The 15,109-nt window shown below is 38.3% G+C and carries 13 protein-coding genes, 1 rRNA gene and 1 CRISPR repeat array; of the genes, 6 read left to right on the top strand and 8 right to left on the bottom strand.

Annotated elements, in window-relative coordinates; translation table 11 throughout:
• Nucleotides 1–128, top strand: a 23S ribosomal RNA gene (locus H6G57_RS27335); the annotation flags it as partial.
• 76 nt (nt 129–204) lie between these two features.
• Here H6G57_RS27335 and H6G57_RS27330 read toward each other — a convergent pair.
• A complete protein-coding gene (locus tag H6G57_RS27330) occupies nt 205–1,509 on the bottom strand; it encodes an FGGY-family carbohydrate kinase (protein ID WP_190524766.1) in 1,305 nt (434 codons plus the stop codon).
• Nucleotides 1,510–1,736: 227 nt separating this feature from the next.
• Between H6G57_RS27330 and H6G57_RS27325 the strand changes: the two genes are divergently transcribed.
• Entirely contained in the window at nt 1,737–2,396 is a 660-nt protein-coding gene (locus H6G57_RS27325; RefSeq protein ID WP_190524764.1) for a peptidoglycan-binding protein, read from the top strand.
• Nucleotides 2,397–2,451: 55 nt separating this feature from the next.
• Here H6G57_RS27325 and H6G57_RS27320 read toward each other — a convergent pair whose 3' ends face one another.
• The 4 genes from H6G57_RS27320 to H6G57_RS27305 all read right to left on the bottom strand — a co-directional run bounded on the left by H6G57_RS27320 (nt 2,452) and on the right by H6G57_RS27305 (nt 10,038).
• A complete protein-coding gene (locus tag H6G57_RS27320) occupies nt 2,452–4,860 on the bottom strand; it encodes a serine/threonine-protein kinase (RefSeq protein ID WP_190524762.1) in 2,409 nt (802 codons plus the stop codon).
• A gap of 302 nt (nt 4,861–5,162) precedes the next feature.
• Complete coding sequence (locus H6G57_RS27315) at nt 5,163–6,515, bottom strand: NAD(P)/FAD-dependent oxidoreductase (RefSeq protein WP_190524760.1); 1,353 nt, start codon at nt 6,513–6,515, stop codon at nt 5,163–5,165.
• A 360-nt stretch (nt 6,516–6,875) separates the two neighbouring features.
• A CRISPR array of direct repeats spans nt 6,876–7,437; the repeat unit is 37 nt; unit sequence CTTTCTACTAATAGAATCCCGCTTGCGGGACTGAAAC.
• 106 nt (nt 7,438–7,543) lie between these two features.
• A complete protein-coding gene (locus H6G57_RS27310; protein ID WP_190524758.1) occupies nt 7,544–8,458 on the bottom strand; it encodes a WG repeat-containing protein in 915 nt (304 codons plus the stop codon).
• A gap of 95 nt (nt 8,459–8,553) precedes the next feature.
• Nucleotides 8,554–10,038 carry a calcium-binding protein gene (locus H6G57_RS27305; RefSeq protein WP_190524756.1) on the bottom strand — a complete coding sequence of 495 codons (1,485 nt, stop codon included), beginning with the start codon at nt 10,036–10,038 and terminating at the stop codon, nt 8,554–8,556.
• Nucleotides 10,039–10,245: 207 nt separating this feature from the next.
• On the opposite strand from H6G57_RS27305, the gene H6G57_RS27300 reads away from it, so the two are divergent.
• On the top strand, nt 10,246–11,499 hold the full coding sequence (locus H6G57_RS27300; protein WP_190524753.1) for a glycoside hydrolase family 10 protein: 1,254 nt from the start codon (nt 10,246–10,248) through the stop codon (nt 11,497–11,499).
• Nucleotides 11,500–11,658: 159 nt separating this feature from the next.
• On the opposite strand, the gene H6G57_RS27295 is transcribed toward H6G57_RS27300, so the two are convergent.
• Both H6G57_RS27295 and H6G57_RS27290 read right to left on the bottom strand, forming a co-directional pair.
• Nucleotides 11,659–12,045, bottom strand: coding sequence for a HEPN domain-containing protein (locus H6G57_RS27295; RefSeq protein WP_190524751.1), 387 nt, complete (start codon nt 12,043–12,045; stop codon nt 11,659–11,661).
• The gene (locus H6G57_RS27290; protein ID WP_190524749.1) at nt 12,026–12,346 is read right to left on the bottom strand and encodes a nucleotidyltransferase domain-containing protein; all 321 of its coding nucleotides are present in this window, start codon (nt 12,344–12,346) and stop codon (nt 12,026–12,028) included. The genes H6G57_RS27295 and H6G57_RS27290 overlap by 20 nt, the downstream gene beginning before the upstream one ends.
• A gap of 304 nt (nt 12,347–12,650) precedes the next feature.
• Between H6G57_RS27290 and H6G57_RS27285 the strand changes: the two genes are divergently transcribed.
• The 3 genes from H6G57_RS27285 (at nt 12,651) to H6G57_RS27275 (ending at nt 14,030) form a co-directional block, all read left to right on the top strand.
• On the top strand, nt 12,651–13,109 hold the full coding sequence (locus H6G57_RS27285; RefSeq protein ID WP_190524747.1) for a hypothetical protein: 459 nt from the start codon (nt 12,651–12,653) through the stop codon (nt 13,107–13,109).
• Between the two features lie 361 nt (nt 13,110–13,470).
• Entirely contained in the window at nt 13,471–13,686 is a 216-nt protein-coding gene (locus H6G57_RS27280; RefSeq protein WP_190524745.1) for a hypothetical protein, read from the top strand.
• Nucleotides 13,683–14,030, top strand: coding sequence for a type II toxin-antitoxin system PemK/MazF family toxin (locus H6G57_RS27275; protein ID WP_190524744.1), 348 nt, complete (start codon nt 13,683–13,685; stop codon nt 14,028–14,030). Before H6G57_RS27280 ends, H6G57_RS27275 begins: the two co-directional genes overlap by 4 nt.
• Nucleotides 14,031–14,223: 193 nt before the next feature.
• Here H6G57_RS27275 and H6G57_RS27270 read toward each other — a convergent pair whose 3' ends face one another.
• Nucleotides 14,224–15,105 (bottom strand): NAD(P)-dependent oxidoreductase, encoded by an 882-nt coding sequence (locus tag H6G57_RS27270; RefSeq protein WP_190524742.1) that lies wholly within the window; start codon nt 15,103–15,105, stop codon nt 14,224–14,226.
• Nucleotides 15,106–15,109 lie beyond the last annotated feature (4 nt).

Raw genomic sequence — 15,109 nt, 5'->3', positions numbered from 1 at the left:
CTCAAGATGATTACTCTCATTGGCTTAACCAAGTAAGGTCACGGGCAGAACACCCGTTTATAGGTGTTAGGTCGAAGTCCAGCGATGGATGCAGCCGAGACACACTAACAGACCGAGGGCTTGACCTTATCTCTGACTCCAGTTTTCTCTGCAATCTTCAGTGTTCCTGATTTTGAATTTAACTGAGTATGAGATAGTAATATCTTAAGCTTCATTTTTTACTTTCTTTAAGGCAAGTAACGCGCTACCATAGGCGGCTTCTGTATGAATAGGTTGGACTACAGGAGCGTTTAAATAGCGCTGACGAATAGCTGTCCAAGTTGAATTTTGGGCTCCACCTCCGGCGGTATAAACTTGAGTTAACGGAGTTGCACCAAGCTGTTGTAAAAGTTGATAACCTTGAGCTTCAATTTTAGCCATACTTTCTAATAACCCTTGGAGAAACTCAACAGGATTTTCAGGACGAGGTTCAAGACCGGGAAGTAATTCAGGATTGTTTATCGGAAAACGCTCGCCTTTTTTAATTAAGGGATAATAATGTAAATGACTATTATTATTAGGGTTAATCTGACGACTGAAAGTTTCCAATTCAAGAGGGCTAAAAAATTGACGTAATACGGCACCTCCCGTATTAGATGCACCTCCCGTTAACCATAAATCCCCTAAACGATGGCTATAAATACCATATTTAATATTATTTACGGGAGTTTTACTGAGGAGTTTTAAAACTAATGTTGAGCCTAAAGAGGTGACGGCCTCCCCTGGAACATTTGCCCCACTTGCTAAAAATGCAGCGATACTATCGGTGGTTCCTGCACAAACTTTACAGGTTTTGGGTAACTGTAATTGTTCTGCTATTTCTGGGGTAATTGTAGCGATGGGAGTTCCCGGAGCAACGACATCAGGAAGTTTCAATCGATCTAAATTGATCAGGGATTTTAAACTGTTAATTAACCAATGGGGATAGGAAAAATTCTCTACATCATAACCTAATTTTAAACTATTATGATAATCACTAATCCCTAATTTTCCATGCAGCAAAAATCCTAACCAATCAGCTTGATGGAGAAAGTATAAACAACCTAATTGTTGTTGTTTAATATCAATCTTTTTAACCGTTAACCACCAGATCAGTTTGGCTAAACTAGAAGTGGCACTCATGACACAATGATCAGGGGGAGCAATTTTCTTTAACAATTTTAGAACGGTAGCACCTCGGCTATCATTGTATAAAATAGGGGAATCCACGGGGATCCCCTGAGTATCACAAAGTAGCACAGTGGCAGAGGTTCCATTAATTGCAATTCTTTGAATTTGACGGCGAACCTTCACTGGAATTTCTTGAATCACTGCGAATAAAGCCGTTTTCCAAAGGGCAATGTGTCCCGAAGAGTCTGTTAAGGGGGGAAACGGAAATTGAGTTTCAGCTACCACTATTCCTTGAGGATTAATCGTAATAGAACGAGCACCGGACGTGCCAAAATCAATCCCGATATAAAAATTAACCATTCTTTCTCCGCAAGTCGGATTCGTATTTTTGGATTTATAGTAAACTATAAAGTTTGTGCCTCTCAAAAATGACAATGTTTTTGTTAAGTTTTAATAAAAGTTTCGGAAAAAATAAAATTACTCTGGACGTTAATTGATCTGAAAGCTATAAATTAAGGGTTAGTAGCTGAATTTTAATCAGATTCACTACTGCTTATTGTAATTTTGAGCCATTCATCGAGGATTTCATGGATACGCTTGCTTATAATCATCTTGTTTCTGCTTATGAGTCTCCTCGGCAACCCCATCTCAATGGCGGTTTGGTACTATTCCGAGGTATAAATTGGAGTCAAATGTCAACGGCGGTTTGGATGCCTATTGTGGCAACAGCCATTGGCTTATCCATCGTCAGCGTGAGCCAACCTGCTAGTGCCTCCCTCTACTATGGAGATAGTGGCTATGGTGTGAAAAAAGTTCAATATGCGTTGCAGGACTATGGCTATTTTGGTGGCAAAGCAACGGGTTACTTTGGTAAAGTCACGAAACACGCAGTTATGGCGTTTCAAAGAGATTATGGCTTGCATCCCGATGGAGTTGTTGGCCCTGCAACGGCATCAGCGTTAGGAGTCGGTGGATATCATAAACCGAAGAAGCATCACTATACTGATACCAGTTATGGCTGTAGTCATCATTGTGGCGGAGGTAGTGGCTATCTGTCGCGGGGTGACAGTAGCTATCAGGTCAAAAAACTGCAAAATCGTTTAGCTAACCTGGGTTATTTTAATGCGAACTCCACAGGTTACTATGGGAAACTAACCGCCCATGCTGTTAAAGCTTTTCAAGCAGATTGTGGACTCTCCGCCGATGGTATTGCTGGCCCTGCAACGCTGGCAGCATTAGGAATTTAGCTTTTTTTGTAGAGACGTGCCACGGCGCGTCTCTCTAGTTTCTACGCGGTTTGTATTAACGTAACCAGAATTTAATCGTTTTGTCTTTACTTCCACTGACTAAACGATTTCCGTCGGGACTAAATTTAACCGAATAAATCTCATCTTGATGTCCGGTTAAGGTATTTAATAATTCTCCTGTTTTTAAATTCCAGAGTTTAATGGTTTTATCTCGGCTACCACTAGCAATAATCTTATTATCAGGACTAATGGCAACGGATAAAACATCGTTAGTATGTCCGGTGAGGGTATGAATTAAATCTCCGGTTTCTAGGTTCCACACTTTGACGGTATTATCCAAACTCCCACTGACAATTATTTTACCATCAGAACTGATGGCTAGTGAGCGAACGGCCTCTAAATGTCCGGTGAGAGTATTCATTAATTCTCCGGTGTCTACCTTCCAAATTTTAATCGTTTGATCTTTAGAACCTGTCACTAAAAGTTGATTATCGGGGCTAAAAATAGCGACATAAACCTCATCTTGATGGTCTGTTAAATTTTGTAAAATTTCTCCTGTTTTTCGATTCCAAATTTTAACTGTTTTATCCGCACTGGCGCTGGCAATTTTTTGATTATCCGGGCTAACATCCACTGACCAAATTGTTGCTAAATGTTGTAGGGGTTGATAAGGTTGTCCAGTGGTTAGATTCCATTCTAAGATTTGCCAAAATGCGCTTCCAGAGGAGATTTCTGTGCCATCGGAGTTAAAATCAACTGAATAAATCGGAGAAGCATCTCCTTCTAAACGTTTAGTTTCTGTTCCACTTTGAATATCCCAGAGTTTTACCAGTGTATCTTCACTCCCCGTGGCGAGAGTTTGACCATCGGGACTAAAGGTAACGGCCCAAACCGCATCGGAATTTTGAGCAAAATTTTGAGGCGTAACGGTTTTCCAAAACACTTTATCTTGACATTGTTGAATCAGATTTTGAAGAACTTTATTCTGACGAGAGAGTTCAGCCATCTTTTGAGCTTCATCTAAACATTGATCATAATTTCCAACGGCTAAAAATTCATTAATTTTATTCAAGTTTTGAGTTTGTAATTGTTGTACATTTCTCCATTTTTGATATTCATAGGTTGCTAGAATAATTCCCAATAAACTAACCAAACCTAATCCCAACCAAAGCAGTTGAGATAGATGAGGTTTTTTAAAGAATTTAGACTCCGTTTTTGGAGATAAGTATGGCTTTGGATTCCAACTAAAATTCTGGATAACTTGAGCAATTTGACTTAAAATAGATTGGGGTAAAATCGACTTTTCAATAGCTGCAATATCTTCATCCGTTAAGCCTAAGAGTTGTTGTAATCGTTGTAATTCTTCACGGGTTTCAGGGGTAAAGGGATATTCTTGTTGCATCGTTGCAATTAACGCTTGTTCATAGCGTTCTCCCTTTTCTCGATATTTGCGATAGGGGTTTAAAATTTCATCTTCAATTGCTTCTGCTTCCTCCGGTAACAACTCTAAACTTAAGCGTAATTCTTCTAAAATTTGCCGACCAATAATCGAAATTTCACCGCGATGATGGTTGGCGCAACTTTTAACTTCTTCCCGATAAATTTCTAGTTTAGATTTAGAAAGGTTAGGAGAATAGGGAGATTGAAACGTTTTAAGAGCCGATAGAACTTCATCAGCAGATTGATACCGTTGCTGATAATCTGAACAAACCATTTTATCAATAATATCGCCCAATTCAACACTAATAATCGCTAAATGTCGCCAAACAATGTCCCCAACATTAGAGCCATTATTTTTCCGTAATTTGGGTAATTCAGATACAGGTAAACCCGTTAATGCTTGAATTGCAACCATTCCCAAAGCATAAATATCACTATTAAAATGGGGATGACATTGGAATTGTTCAAGAGGCATATATTCCAGAGTCCCAACACGACTGGTGGGGGAATTCTGATGAGAGTTGAGATGAATTTCTTTAACCGCCCCAAAATCCAGTAGCACAATTTTTCCATCGGTTTGACGACGGATTAAATTACCCGGTTTAATATCCCGATGAATGACTCCCTGTTGATGTACAAACTGGAGAATTCCTAACACATCCGTTAGCAAATTTATAACTTGATTTTCTGTTAAGGGCTGACCGGGTAAAATTTCATCAATTAAGGAATGACCTGCAATATAAGATTCGACTAAATAAAATTCTCGATTTTCTTCAAAATAAGCCAACAGGTGCGGAATTTGATCATGTTGAGACAGTTTTTCTAAGACCTTGGCTTCTTGTTGAAAGCGCTGACGGGCTACATTGACGAGTTTGGCATCTTCTGGGGCGAGATGCAAATGCTTAACAAAACACAACGACTCACCCGGTCGGCGAGTATCTTTGGCGAGATAGGTTTTCCCGAACTCCGTTGACTCAATCACGTCGATGACTTGATAGCGTCCGTCTAAAAGCTGACCGACCATAGCAACAATATTGACCCTATTTTGTTTGATTATGCCATTAATTGTGAATGAGTGGTGCAATTAACACCCAAGTCATGAGTCAAGACGGCTCAAACAGGCGAAAGTTTTACGCTGAAACTGGCTGTGCTTGTTTATATTCTTAGAAATTGGGAATAAACTGATAAAATTTCAACTCTAAACTTGATACTTATTTTTTGAGTAGCTTCCCCTGTTTGGAGGGAAATTAAATTTGATGGGATAGAAAAAAATAAATTCTATTTTATAAATTCAAAATCAGGGTGCTATTTTAGCACCCTAAACCGTTAAACTTGAACGGTATTTTTTGCTTCAATTGTAGGAGAGATTTCAATATTATTATTTTTTCCCGATAAGCCTTCATTTGTAATCAAACGGGCACCGCCTTGATTAGTAAAATAACTCCAAGCCCATTGAATCATGACTAAGAGTTTATTGTCAAACTCAATCAAGAAGAAAACATGAACAAAAACCCAAGCTAACCACGCCAATAAACCCGAAAATTTTAGGTAATTAAGATTAACAACCGCTTGATTTCGACCAATAACGGCTAAACTGCCATAATCAATATAATGAAAAGCAGGTAAAGTTTGAGCTTTTAAGCGTTTTTGGATTAATTTTGCTACATAAATTCCTTGCTGTTGAGCAACAGGAGCAACACCGGGTAAAGGTTGATCTCCTTGATGGGAAAAATTGGCTAAATCTCCAATCACAAAAATATTAGGATGGTTAGGAACTGTTAAATTAGGTTCAACGATAACCCGTCCGACTCGATCTAATTTAGCATCTGTTGTCCGAGCGATCGCTTCTCCCATTTTAGACCCTTTTACCCCCGCTGCCCATAAAATTGTTTGGGCGGAAATCTGTTCAATTTCCTCTCCCGATTTCAATGTTACAACCTGATTATCAATATTGGTTACTAAGGTTTTTGTGCGAACTGTTACCCCTAAGTGTTCTAACCCTTTTTGAGCCTCAGCCGATAATTCCGGGGGGAATGGCGGCAAAATTCGATCCATTCCTTCTAATAATATAATCTGGGTTTCTGAGGTATCAATACTGCGAAATTCTTCCTTCAAAATTCGATAGGCAATTTCGGCTAAAGCACCCGCTAATTCAACTCCAGTGGGGCCACCTCCTACCACCACAAATGTTAATAAGGCTTGGCGTTTTTCTGGGTCAGTTTCTTTTTCTGCGGCTTCAAAGGCTGAAAAAATTCTGCGTCGCATTTCTAACGCATCTTCAACGGTTTTTAATCCGGGAGCTAGGGGTGCCCATTGGTCATTTCCAAAATAATGATGTGAAACACCTGTGGCGACAATTAAGGTATCATAATTTAATTCCCCATTATTCAGAATTAATTTATTTTCATTGGGGTTTAAATTAACAACTTCCCCCATTAAAACTTGAGTATTTTTATTATCTCTCAACACGCTTCGCAAGGGTGAAGCAATATCTCCAGGGGATAAACTTCCCGTAGCTACTTGATATAATAAAGGTTGAAATAGATGAAAATTCCGTTTATCAATTAACGTGACTTTAACGGAAGAACGTCCCAGGGTTTTTGCTGCATAGAGTCCGCCAAATCCACCTCCGACAATGACAACATGATGGGGTGACTGAGCATTAAGAATATCTGACATGAGACTATTCTCCTTTTCAAGGATTTCTGGATATGAATCAAGCGGTTTAGAGAATCACCATAACGTTTTTATCAAATTTTTGCTATGGATTTGAGAAACGCTGCTTATTTACCATAGAAAATTAATCTTGACAAGCAGTTGCCTTTGGTTTATTATAGTTTTCGTGAATCGAAGCGGGAGCGAAAACCTGGGGGGATTCACGAAAAACGCCAGAACCTCGACAATTCAATAGTTTTTACTTTTGAGTTCGGTTAGTTATTGCTAATCTGTTGCAATAATGAAGGCTGAAATGAGGCAAAAAATGAGGTTCACGAAAAGTGGCTTCAGAATGCCTACTCTGTCCCAGTTTCAGGGGGCAGTCTTTCTACTAATAGAATCCCGCTTGCGGGACTGAAACGTAAACTAACATAATCCAAGCGATTGCTTTTATCGTTGCTGCTTTCTACTAATAGAATCCCGCTTGCGGGACTGAAACAGCCCGTTGATATTGCCAGCTTGAAATTATTGGCTAAGGCTTTCTACTAATAGAATCCCGCTTGCGGGACTGAAACACAGGAACAGCGCGAGAACCTAAAAAAACTGGCTTCTTTCTACTAATAGAATCCCGCTTGCGGGACTGAAACATTTCTAGCGCATATTGAGTGGATGGATTAAATTCTGCCATCTTTCTACTAATAGAATCCCGCTTGCGGGACTGAAACAACTCTTTTCTTTTAATCTCCCAATCCCGAAGCAATCCTTTCTACTAATAGAATCCCGCTTGCGGGACTGAAACCTGCTAACCGTCCAATAATTCTGCCTAATATCCATTCCTTTCTACTAATAGAATCCCGCTTGCGGGACTGAAACGAGTCGATTGCCTGATCATACAATTATTGTTTTTAACTTTCTACTAACTGCTAAATGAAAGCCCTGAAGGGCTTACTACATAGAGGCTTTCAACTAATAGAATCCTATGGCGGGACTGAAACATTATTTATTAATTCTCAATGCGTAATTATTTGAACAATTCAACTAAAATTAACAATTTATTTTGTAGGTTGCCAAACCCATGCACCTGCTGAATTAATATACCCCCATTCATCTTTAATTCTAACGGCTGCTAATTCCTGTTTAAATTCATTGGCACTATCAAACTGAAGGGGTATTTTTATCACCGCTTTTTGATTAATATAACCCCATTTTTGTTTAATTTTCACGGCTGCTAACCCTTCGGAAAAATTAGCAGTTTCTTCATATTGTAAAGCAATCTCAAAATTTCCCTGATGATTAATATAACCCCATTTTCTGCCGTTTCTGGCTACCGCTAACCCTTGGGAAAAATCCCACCCATAATCAAATTCTGGAGGAATTACTATATTTCCCGTTTTATCAATATATCCCATTTTATCTTTAACTAAAACCATCGCTAATCCTTCAGAAAACCGCCAACTTAAATCAAATTGAGGGGAAATTACTATATTTCCCATTGTATTAATATAACCAACTTTTCCTTGCAAGTTAATAGCGGCTAATCCTTCTTTAAATTCCGAGGTATTATCAAATTGAGGGGAAATTACCCATTCTCCTTGATGGTTAATATAGCCCATCTTTTTATCTTTTTGCACCGCAGCGAGTTGAGACGAAAAACTCCAAGCAAAGTTAAACTGAGGGGGAATCATAAATTTTCCCGTTTTATCAATATATCCCCATTTATCATTAATTTTAACCGCCGCCAGTCCTTCGGAAAAACCCCAAGCCACATCAAACTTAGCCGGAATCACTAGATTTCCCTTTAAATCAATATAACCTTTTTGAGATTTAATTTTAACGGGGGCTAGTCCTTCCGAAAATCCTAATGTTGATTCAAATTGCGGCTCAATTACGACTTGTCCGGCTTGGTTAATATATCCCCATTTTTTATTTTGAATAAAAGGATAAAGAAACGCAGTATTTTCGGGCATAGTTTCAAGGTGATAGCAACGAACAGGGAACAGGAAGAAAAGTTATTTGTTAATTCGTAGATCCTATTCCCTAATTTAAAAGCAGTTGTTGATGTTTATGTTGTGGTTTCTGTACTTCCCCCTGCAAATTGAATCGGACTACCCGGTTGACCAATATTGGCATCAAATTTAAAATCAGTGACACCATCGAGAATGGCAATTAATTCTGTTTCTTCTCCGGTTAATAAATAGATCGCAGTTCCTTGGGGTAAATTTTCCGGGGAACCTGCGGCTAAATAATTACCAGGGCCTAAGAGCAATACATCTTCCTGGGGATTAAAATTAAGGATCAGTGCATAATCCACAAACCCGATTTCACTACCACCCCCATTGACATAATAGGTTTGAGTGGCATCCCCTAAAACAAAGGTATCATTTCCAATTCCCCCACTCAAGGTATCAATTTCAACAAATCCAGCAGGTTGAGAACTGGGGTCAACGCCGATTAAAATATCATTGTCTTTATCCCCACTGAGGAAGTCATTCTCGGTTCCTCCGATTAGGGTATCATCCCCTTGACCCCCATAAAGACAATCATTTCCTCTGGAACCAGCGACAATATCATTTTGCTGATCTCCCTGGAGCCAATCATTGCCTTTACCCCCTTCAAGGGAGTCTTGACCCTGACCCCCATAGGCGACATCATCATCATCTCCCGCCGCGATGGTGTCGTTATCTTGTCCGCCATAGAGGGTATCGCTGCGAAGTCCCCCATCAATACTATCATCCCCGTTATCGCCAAAAATCAGATCTCGACCATCCTCACCCAAGAGAGTGTCATTATTAATCCCCCCATAAACCGTATCGTTATCAGCGTCAGCATTAATAAAATCATCGCCTTTATTTCCTTGTAACAGGTCATTCCCCCCTTCTCCAACCAGGGTATCGTTATTTTGACCGCCATAGATAATATCATTGCCACTATTGCCATTGAGGGAGTCATCCCCAGCAAATCCTAAAATAGTGTCATCTCCGCCTAAACCTGCTACCAAATCTTGTCTCTCAGTTCCTAATAGATTATCATTCCCCTCACTTCCTTGAACCAGAGGTGCTGTTATCGGGGTCGGTGTGGGGGGAGTGGTTGGGGTTGGCGTTGTCGGTGTAGGAGTGGTTGGTGTGGGGGGAGTGGTTGGTGTGGGGGGAGTTGTGGGGGTAGGAGTGGTTGGTGTGGGAGTTGTGGGGGTAGGAGTGGTTGGTGTGGGAGTTGTCGGGGTGGGAGTTGTGGGGGGGGGGGAAGGAGATGGAGGAAGAGTCGGAATAGGAGGGGTTACAGGAGGCTGAGGTTGGGGAATGACGGGAGTAGGAGGTTCAACAATTGTTTCTAACCCCCTGGGAAGAAACTGAGTAGACAATAGAGAGGCGTTGGTAGTAGTCGTTTCAGCCTCCCTACCTTGGGGAAGGGAAGAGAGAATTTGTTGGTCAGGGTTGAATGTAATAGCAATTTCAGGTTGATTATAAAAGGAAGGATTAGTGTTAAACAAGTTAAATACAATATTTGTGCTATTATTTTCTCGAATCCGGTGAGCTTGGAATTCGTTCATAAAATTGACCTCAGTTGTCAGTTAAGATTAACTGGATCATTTATATCGTATAACCTTAACTTCTTGTAAATTTTTTTCTAAATTTTCAATTATCCTCCCTCCCTGAATCTGAGACTTTTAATGTAAATTATCTCTAATGATCTCAACTGAATCGTTTAAATATTAGGTTGAGACAGAAAACATTATACCTTAATTTAACTAAATTCCATGAAATTAAAGTTTAACGATTTCTACTTGCTTTTTAAAAATAACAAATATTTTATTCTATCTTTTTTAAATTTAAAAATAAATAGTATTTATATTTTTTTGAGTTTAGCGATCGCTATTTTATTAGTCATTAATTTTCACCCTTCTTGGGGTCAAAGTTTACCTCCTTCCTCAGAAATTCGAGGCGTTTGGTTAACGAATGTTGATAGCGATATTTTATATTCTCCTAAAGCTTTAACCTCTGGATTAAAACGGTTAAAATCCATCAATTTTAATACCCTGTATCCGACGGTTTGGCAAGGGGGTTATACCCTGTATCCCAGTGCGGTAACTCAACGAGAATTTGGAGTTTCTATTGATCCTCATCCTGGATTAAAAAATAGAAATATGTTGCAGGAAATTGTAACTCAAGGACATCAACAAGGTTTTACCGTAATTCCTTGGTTTGAATTTGGGTTAATGACCTCTGCAAATTCTGAATTAGTCAAAAAACATCCAGATTGGATCACCCAGCGAAAAGATGGCAGTACCATTAAAAAAGAAGGCGTTGAAGAACGAGTTTGGTTAAATCCTTTTCACCCAGACGTTCAAAACTTTATTCTACAACTGATCACAGAAATTGTTAAAAATTATAAGATTGATGGGATTCAATTTGATGATCATTTTGGCTTACCTGCGGAATTTGGCTATGATGATTATACCGTGAAATTATATCAACAGGAACATAATGGACAATCCCCCTCTTCCGATTTCTATGAAACCTATTGGGTACGATGGCGGGCTGATAAAATCAATCAATTGATGAAAAGAACCTTTGAAACCATTAAATCTATTAAACCTAATTGTATTGTTTCCTTATCTCCTAATCCTCTACATTTTGCCTTACCCGCCTATTTACAAGATTGGTTTACCTGGGAACGAAAAGGATGGATAGAAGAACTGGTTTTACAAATTTATCGTTCTGATTTGAATCGATTTATTACAGAGTTAGACCGTTCAGAAGTGACCTTAGCAAAAGATCATATTCCCGTTGCAATTGGAATTTTAAGCGGATTAAAAAATCGTTCAACTTCAATGAAAATCATCAAACAACAAATCACCGAAATTCGTCGCCGAAACTTTGCTGGGGTGTCTTTCTTTTTCTATGAAAGTTTATGGAATTGGTCAGAAGAATCACAACAAGATCGTCAAACTCAACTTTATCAATTGTTTCCCAATACTGTTAACCGTCCCAAGGTGAGATTAACGTCCTAACATCTCTTAATTTTGCGATCAATATAATGTCTTGAATGATTTTTATTGGGGTACTTTTGACCTTTTACGATCGCCTCCAGAAACCGGGTTTTTGAACAAAACTATGGGAAAACACTTGAAGCTTCAGGAAAAACCCGGTTTCTAATCAAGAGCGCTGTTTTAAGGATTTAAACCCAAACTTAACCGAACTTCTTGCCGAATTTCCTTACAAAAATCTAAAGCTTCACGGGCTGTATCTTTACCAGCAGAAGCACCCGGATAACGATAAGCAACTGCAAACAAAGTTAAAGCTAAAAGTTTGAGACGAAAACTATCATAACCCGGTTCTACAGGTAAAAGTAAATCTAATAAAACAGTCAAATTATGGGTTTTTGTAAAAATAATACCTGCTTCTTGTAAACGGGCTTTCAGATATTTCTCAACACACTGTTGAGCATGAAAACAGGCTGCATCATAGTTAGGAGATTTTCTGGCTCGTAATTCCCTTAAAGCTGTAGTAAAATCCCCCTCTGCTTTATCAACCCATTCAATGGTTAGGGGATTCATAAATCACCTTCCCTTTTTCGATAATTTCTCGAATAAAAAAATCATTCCAAGCCAGTCTTTGCGTGATCTCTACAGGAGTTCTAACTAACAAATCTATAGAAAAATTAGGCTTAATTTTATTTAAAATTTCCCAACTTTTCTTAAAACTACTCCCTTCATAAGGCAAAATTACTAGCAAATCAACATCAGAATCATCTTGAGGGTTTCCATAGGCATAAGAGCCGAATAAAATGATTTTATTTGGATCAAATTCATGGGCAATAGCTTGGCTGAGTTCCATAATTTTAGAGCTTTCAATCATTTTGATCGACCCTAATCTTTAGTGATTAAATATTTTTGAATGAATTAAATAATGGTAAATATTATAATATTATAACATAATAACATACATTTATTCCCAGAAACTGGGTTTTTTCTGAAGCTTTGGGTGTTTTCCTAATAGTTTTGTTCAAAAACCCAGTTTCTCTGCTTGTACACTCTATGATTAATGGAGCATCTGTACAAGTTCACTGGTTTCGTAACAGTCAAACTCGTCAAAATGTTGAATTTAAGTTCAAACGTCAATATCCCAAAACAGCCCCTAAAAATTTGTAGAGATTCTAATTATGAAAATTCGTTGTATTGCTAATACTGGATCATATCTTCCTGAAAGTTACCTCAATCCCAGACGAGGTTACAAAAAAGAAATGGAATTTCCCCTAACAGTTGGCAAAGACTATACTGTTTACGCCTTCTATATCAAGCAAGGACTGGTTTGGTACTATATCTGCGAGGATAACTATATATATTATCCGATGCGAAGTCCTGCGCCGTTATTTGAAGTCGTTGATAACAGAATGTCTCTCTACTGGAGGTTGAAAATTGACCCCAATGGGTTGTTAGAAGTTGCCTTTGAGCAATGGTTTTCCCATCCTTATTTTTATGATAAATTAACTGATCAACAACAAGAAGAAGTTTTGATTTTTGATAAAGTCAAAGAACTAATAGATGCAGAAGCTTTATCTCCAGACTATAAGTTAACTGACTTTGATCAATCCTTAGAAATGGCTAATTTTTCTAGTTGAAAATGCAAGGGCGTGTTCTGTAACCAATTCTGATATTTACAGATAACTGTTATAAACCCGCCCGCCCTTTTCAGTGATGGTACCTTGTGAAAAAACCGGTTTTTTACAAAAAAGTCTTATGTTGCAAAGGCTAATAATAAGAAATAATTATGTTGTTGATTATACCCAATTCGTGTTTATACTGAGTATAATGATGAGTAATCTGTTTTTTAGGTAGCCAGACAAGGAGGTTTTCAATGAGAAATGAACTAATTGCAGGAGTTACTGCTTTCGCAAGCTCTTCGTTCGGGTCTTCATTTTTCAGAAGCTGGTTTTCTTAAAAATCTCGGTTATTATTCATTTAAGAAAAAAATAAATCAAAATGTTAACTACCTATCGTTTAAAAGCTAGTGAACTTGATCAGAGCTTTTTAGAACAATTAAAATCTATTTATGGAGATCAAGAAATAGAAATAAGTGTTTCTAACTTAACAACACAACTAGAAGCGATGGCAAATGATCCCTCTATTCAAGCGGAAATTCACAAAATTAAACAGGAATTTGAGATAACAGAGATGGATGGTTTAACCAATTTATGACAATTCAAAGAGGCGAAATCTATTTTGTTAATCTTAATCCGGTTCAGGGGCGAGAACAAGCCGGACAAAGACCTGTATTAGTTTTATCAATTGATTCGATTAATCAATTACCCTTAGTTATTACTGTAATTGTCGGCACAAAAGGCGAAAATATTACCCGTGATTTTCCTACTAATGTTCGTGTTTCTACGTCAGAAAGTGGATTAACAATGGAGACAGTATTTTTATGTTTTCAAATCCGTTCTTTAGATAAAAATCGTTTTTCAGATACTCCAGCAGGACGAATTTCTCAAAGTAAAATGGTAGAAATTGAGACAGCAATTCGTTATTGTTTAGGCTTATAAAATTTGTGCTAAAATTATAAATTATTTTACTATTATGAGGTATAGACACTTCCGATATTTACAGATAACTGTTATAAACCTCGCCTGAATTTTGCGATCGCCTATTCCCAGAAACAAACCGGGTTTTTTCTGAAGCTTTGGGTGTTTTCCCATAGTTTTGTTCAAAAACCCGGTTTCTCAGAGCGATCGCTATTTACCTATCTCCTTCTTTATACGCTCGAATCATCGCTTGTGTTCCTTGATTTCCGCCTAATCCTTGATCTAATTCTTTAACCATTTTAAATAATTTATCGGCTAATTCTGTACCGGGTAATGGAAGATCTGAATTGACCATTTCTTGAATAATTCTGAGGTCTTTTAAGATGTGTTTAATCATAAAACCGGGTTCAAAATCCCCGTGAGCAACTTTTAACCCTAAATTCGATAACGCCCAAGATCCGGCGGCTCCGGTACTACAAATTTCAACGACTAAATTGGGATCAATGCCTTGTTTTTCAGCTAATAACATGGCTTCACAAATGCCAACCATATTTAAAGAACAGAGAATTTGATTACAGAGTTTAACGGCTTGACCACTGCCAACATTTCCACAATACCGAATATTTTTTCCCATTGTTTCTAATATCGGTTTAGAGGTTTCAAATATTGTTTGATCTCCACCGACCATCATGGTTAATGTGCCGTTTTTGGCTCCAATATCACCGCCAGAAACGGGAGCATCTAGGAATTGAATTTGAGCAGGTTCAAGCTGTTGAGAAATGTGTCGGGCTGCTGCTGAACCAATGGTACTAAAATCAATAATAATTGCCCCTGGTTTCGCAAAATGAATCACGCCATTTTCGCCTAATATAACGGCTTCAACGTCGGGAATATCGCTTACACAGGTACAAATAATATCAACATCTGTAACGGCTTCTTGAATAGAATTAACGATATTAGCCCCCGCTTCTAATGCTATTTTAACACCAGGGCGATCGCTCGTTCGATTCCAACCGTTAACAGAATATCCTGCTTTGGCGAGGTTAGCACTCATGTAACCACCCATCACCCCTAAACCTAAAAATGCTGTTTTCATTTTC

The sequence above is a fragment of the Planktothrix sp. FACHB-1365 genome, from assembly GCF_014697575.1.
GTDB lineage: Bacteria > Cyanobacteriota > Cyanobacteriia > Cyanobacteriales > Microcoleaceae > Planktothrix.
This window is presented reverse-complemented; position numbering and strand designations above follow the sequence as displayed.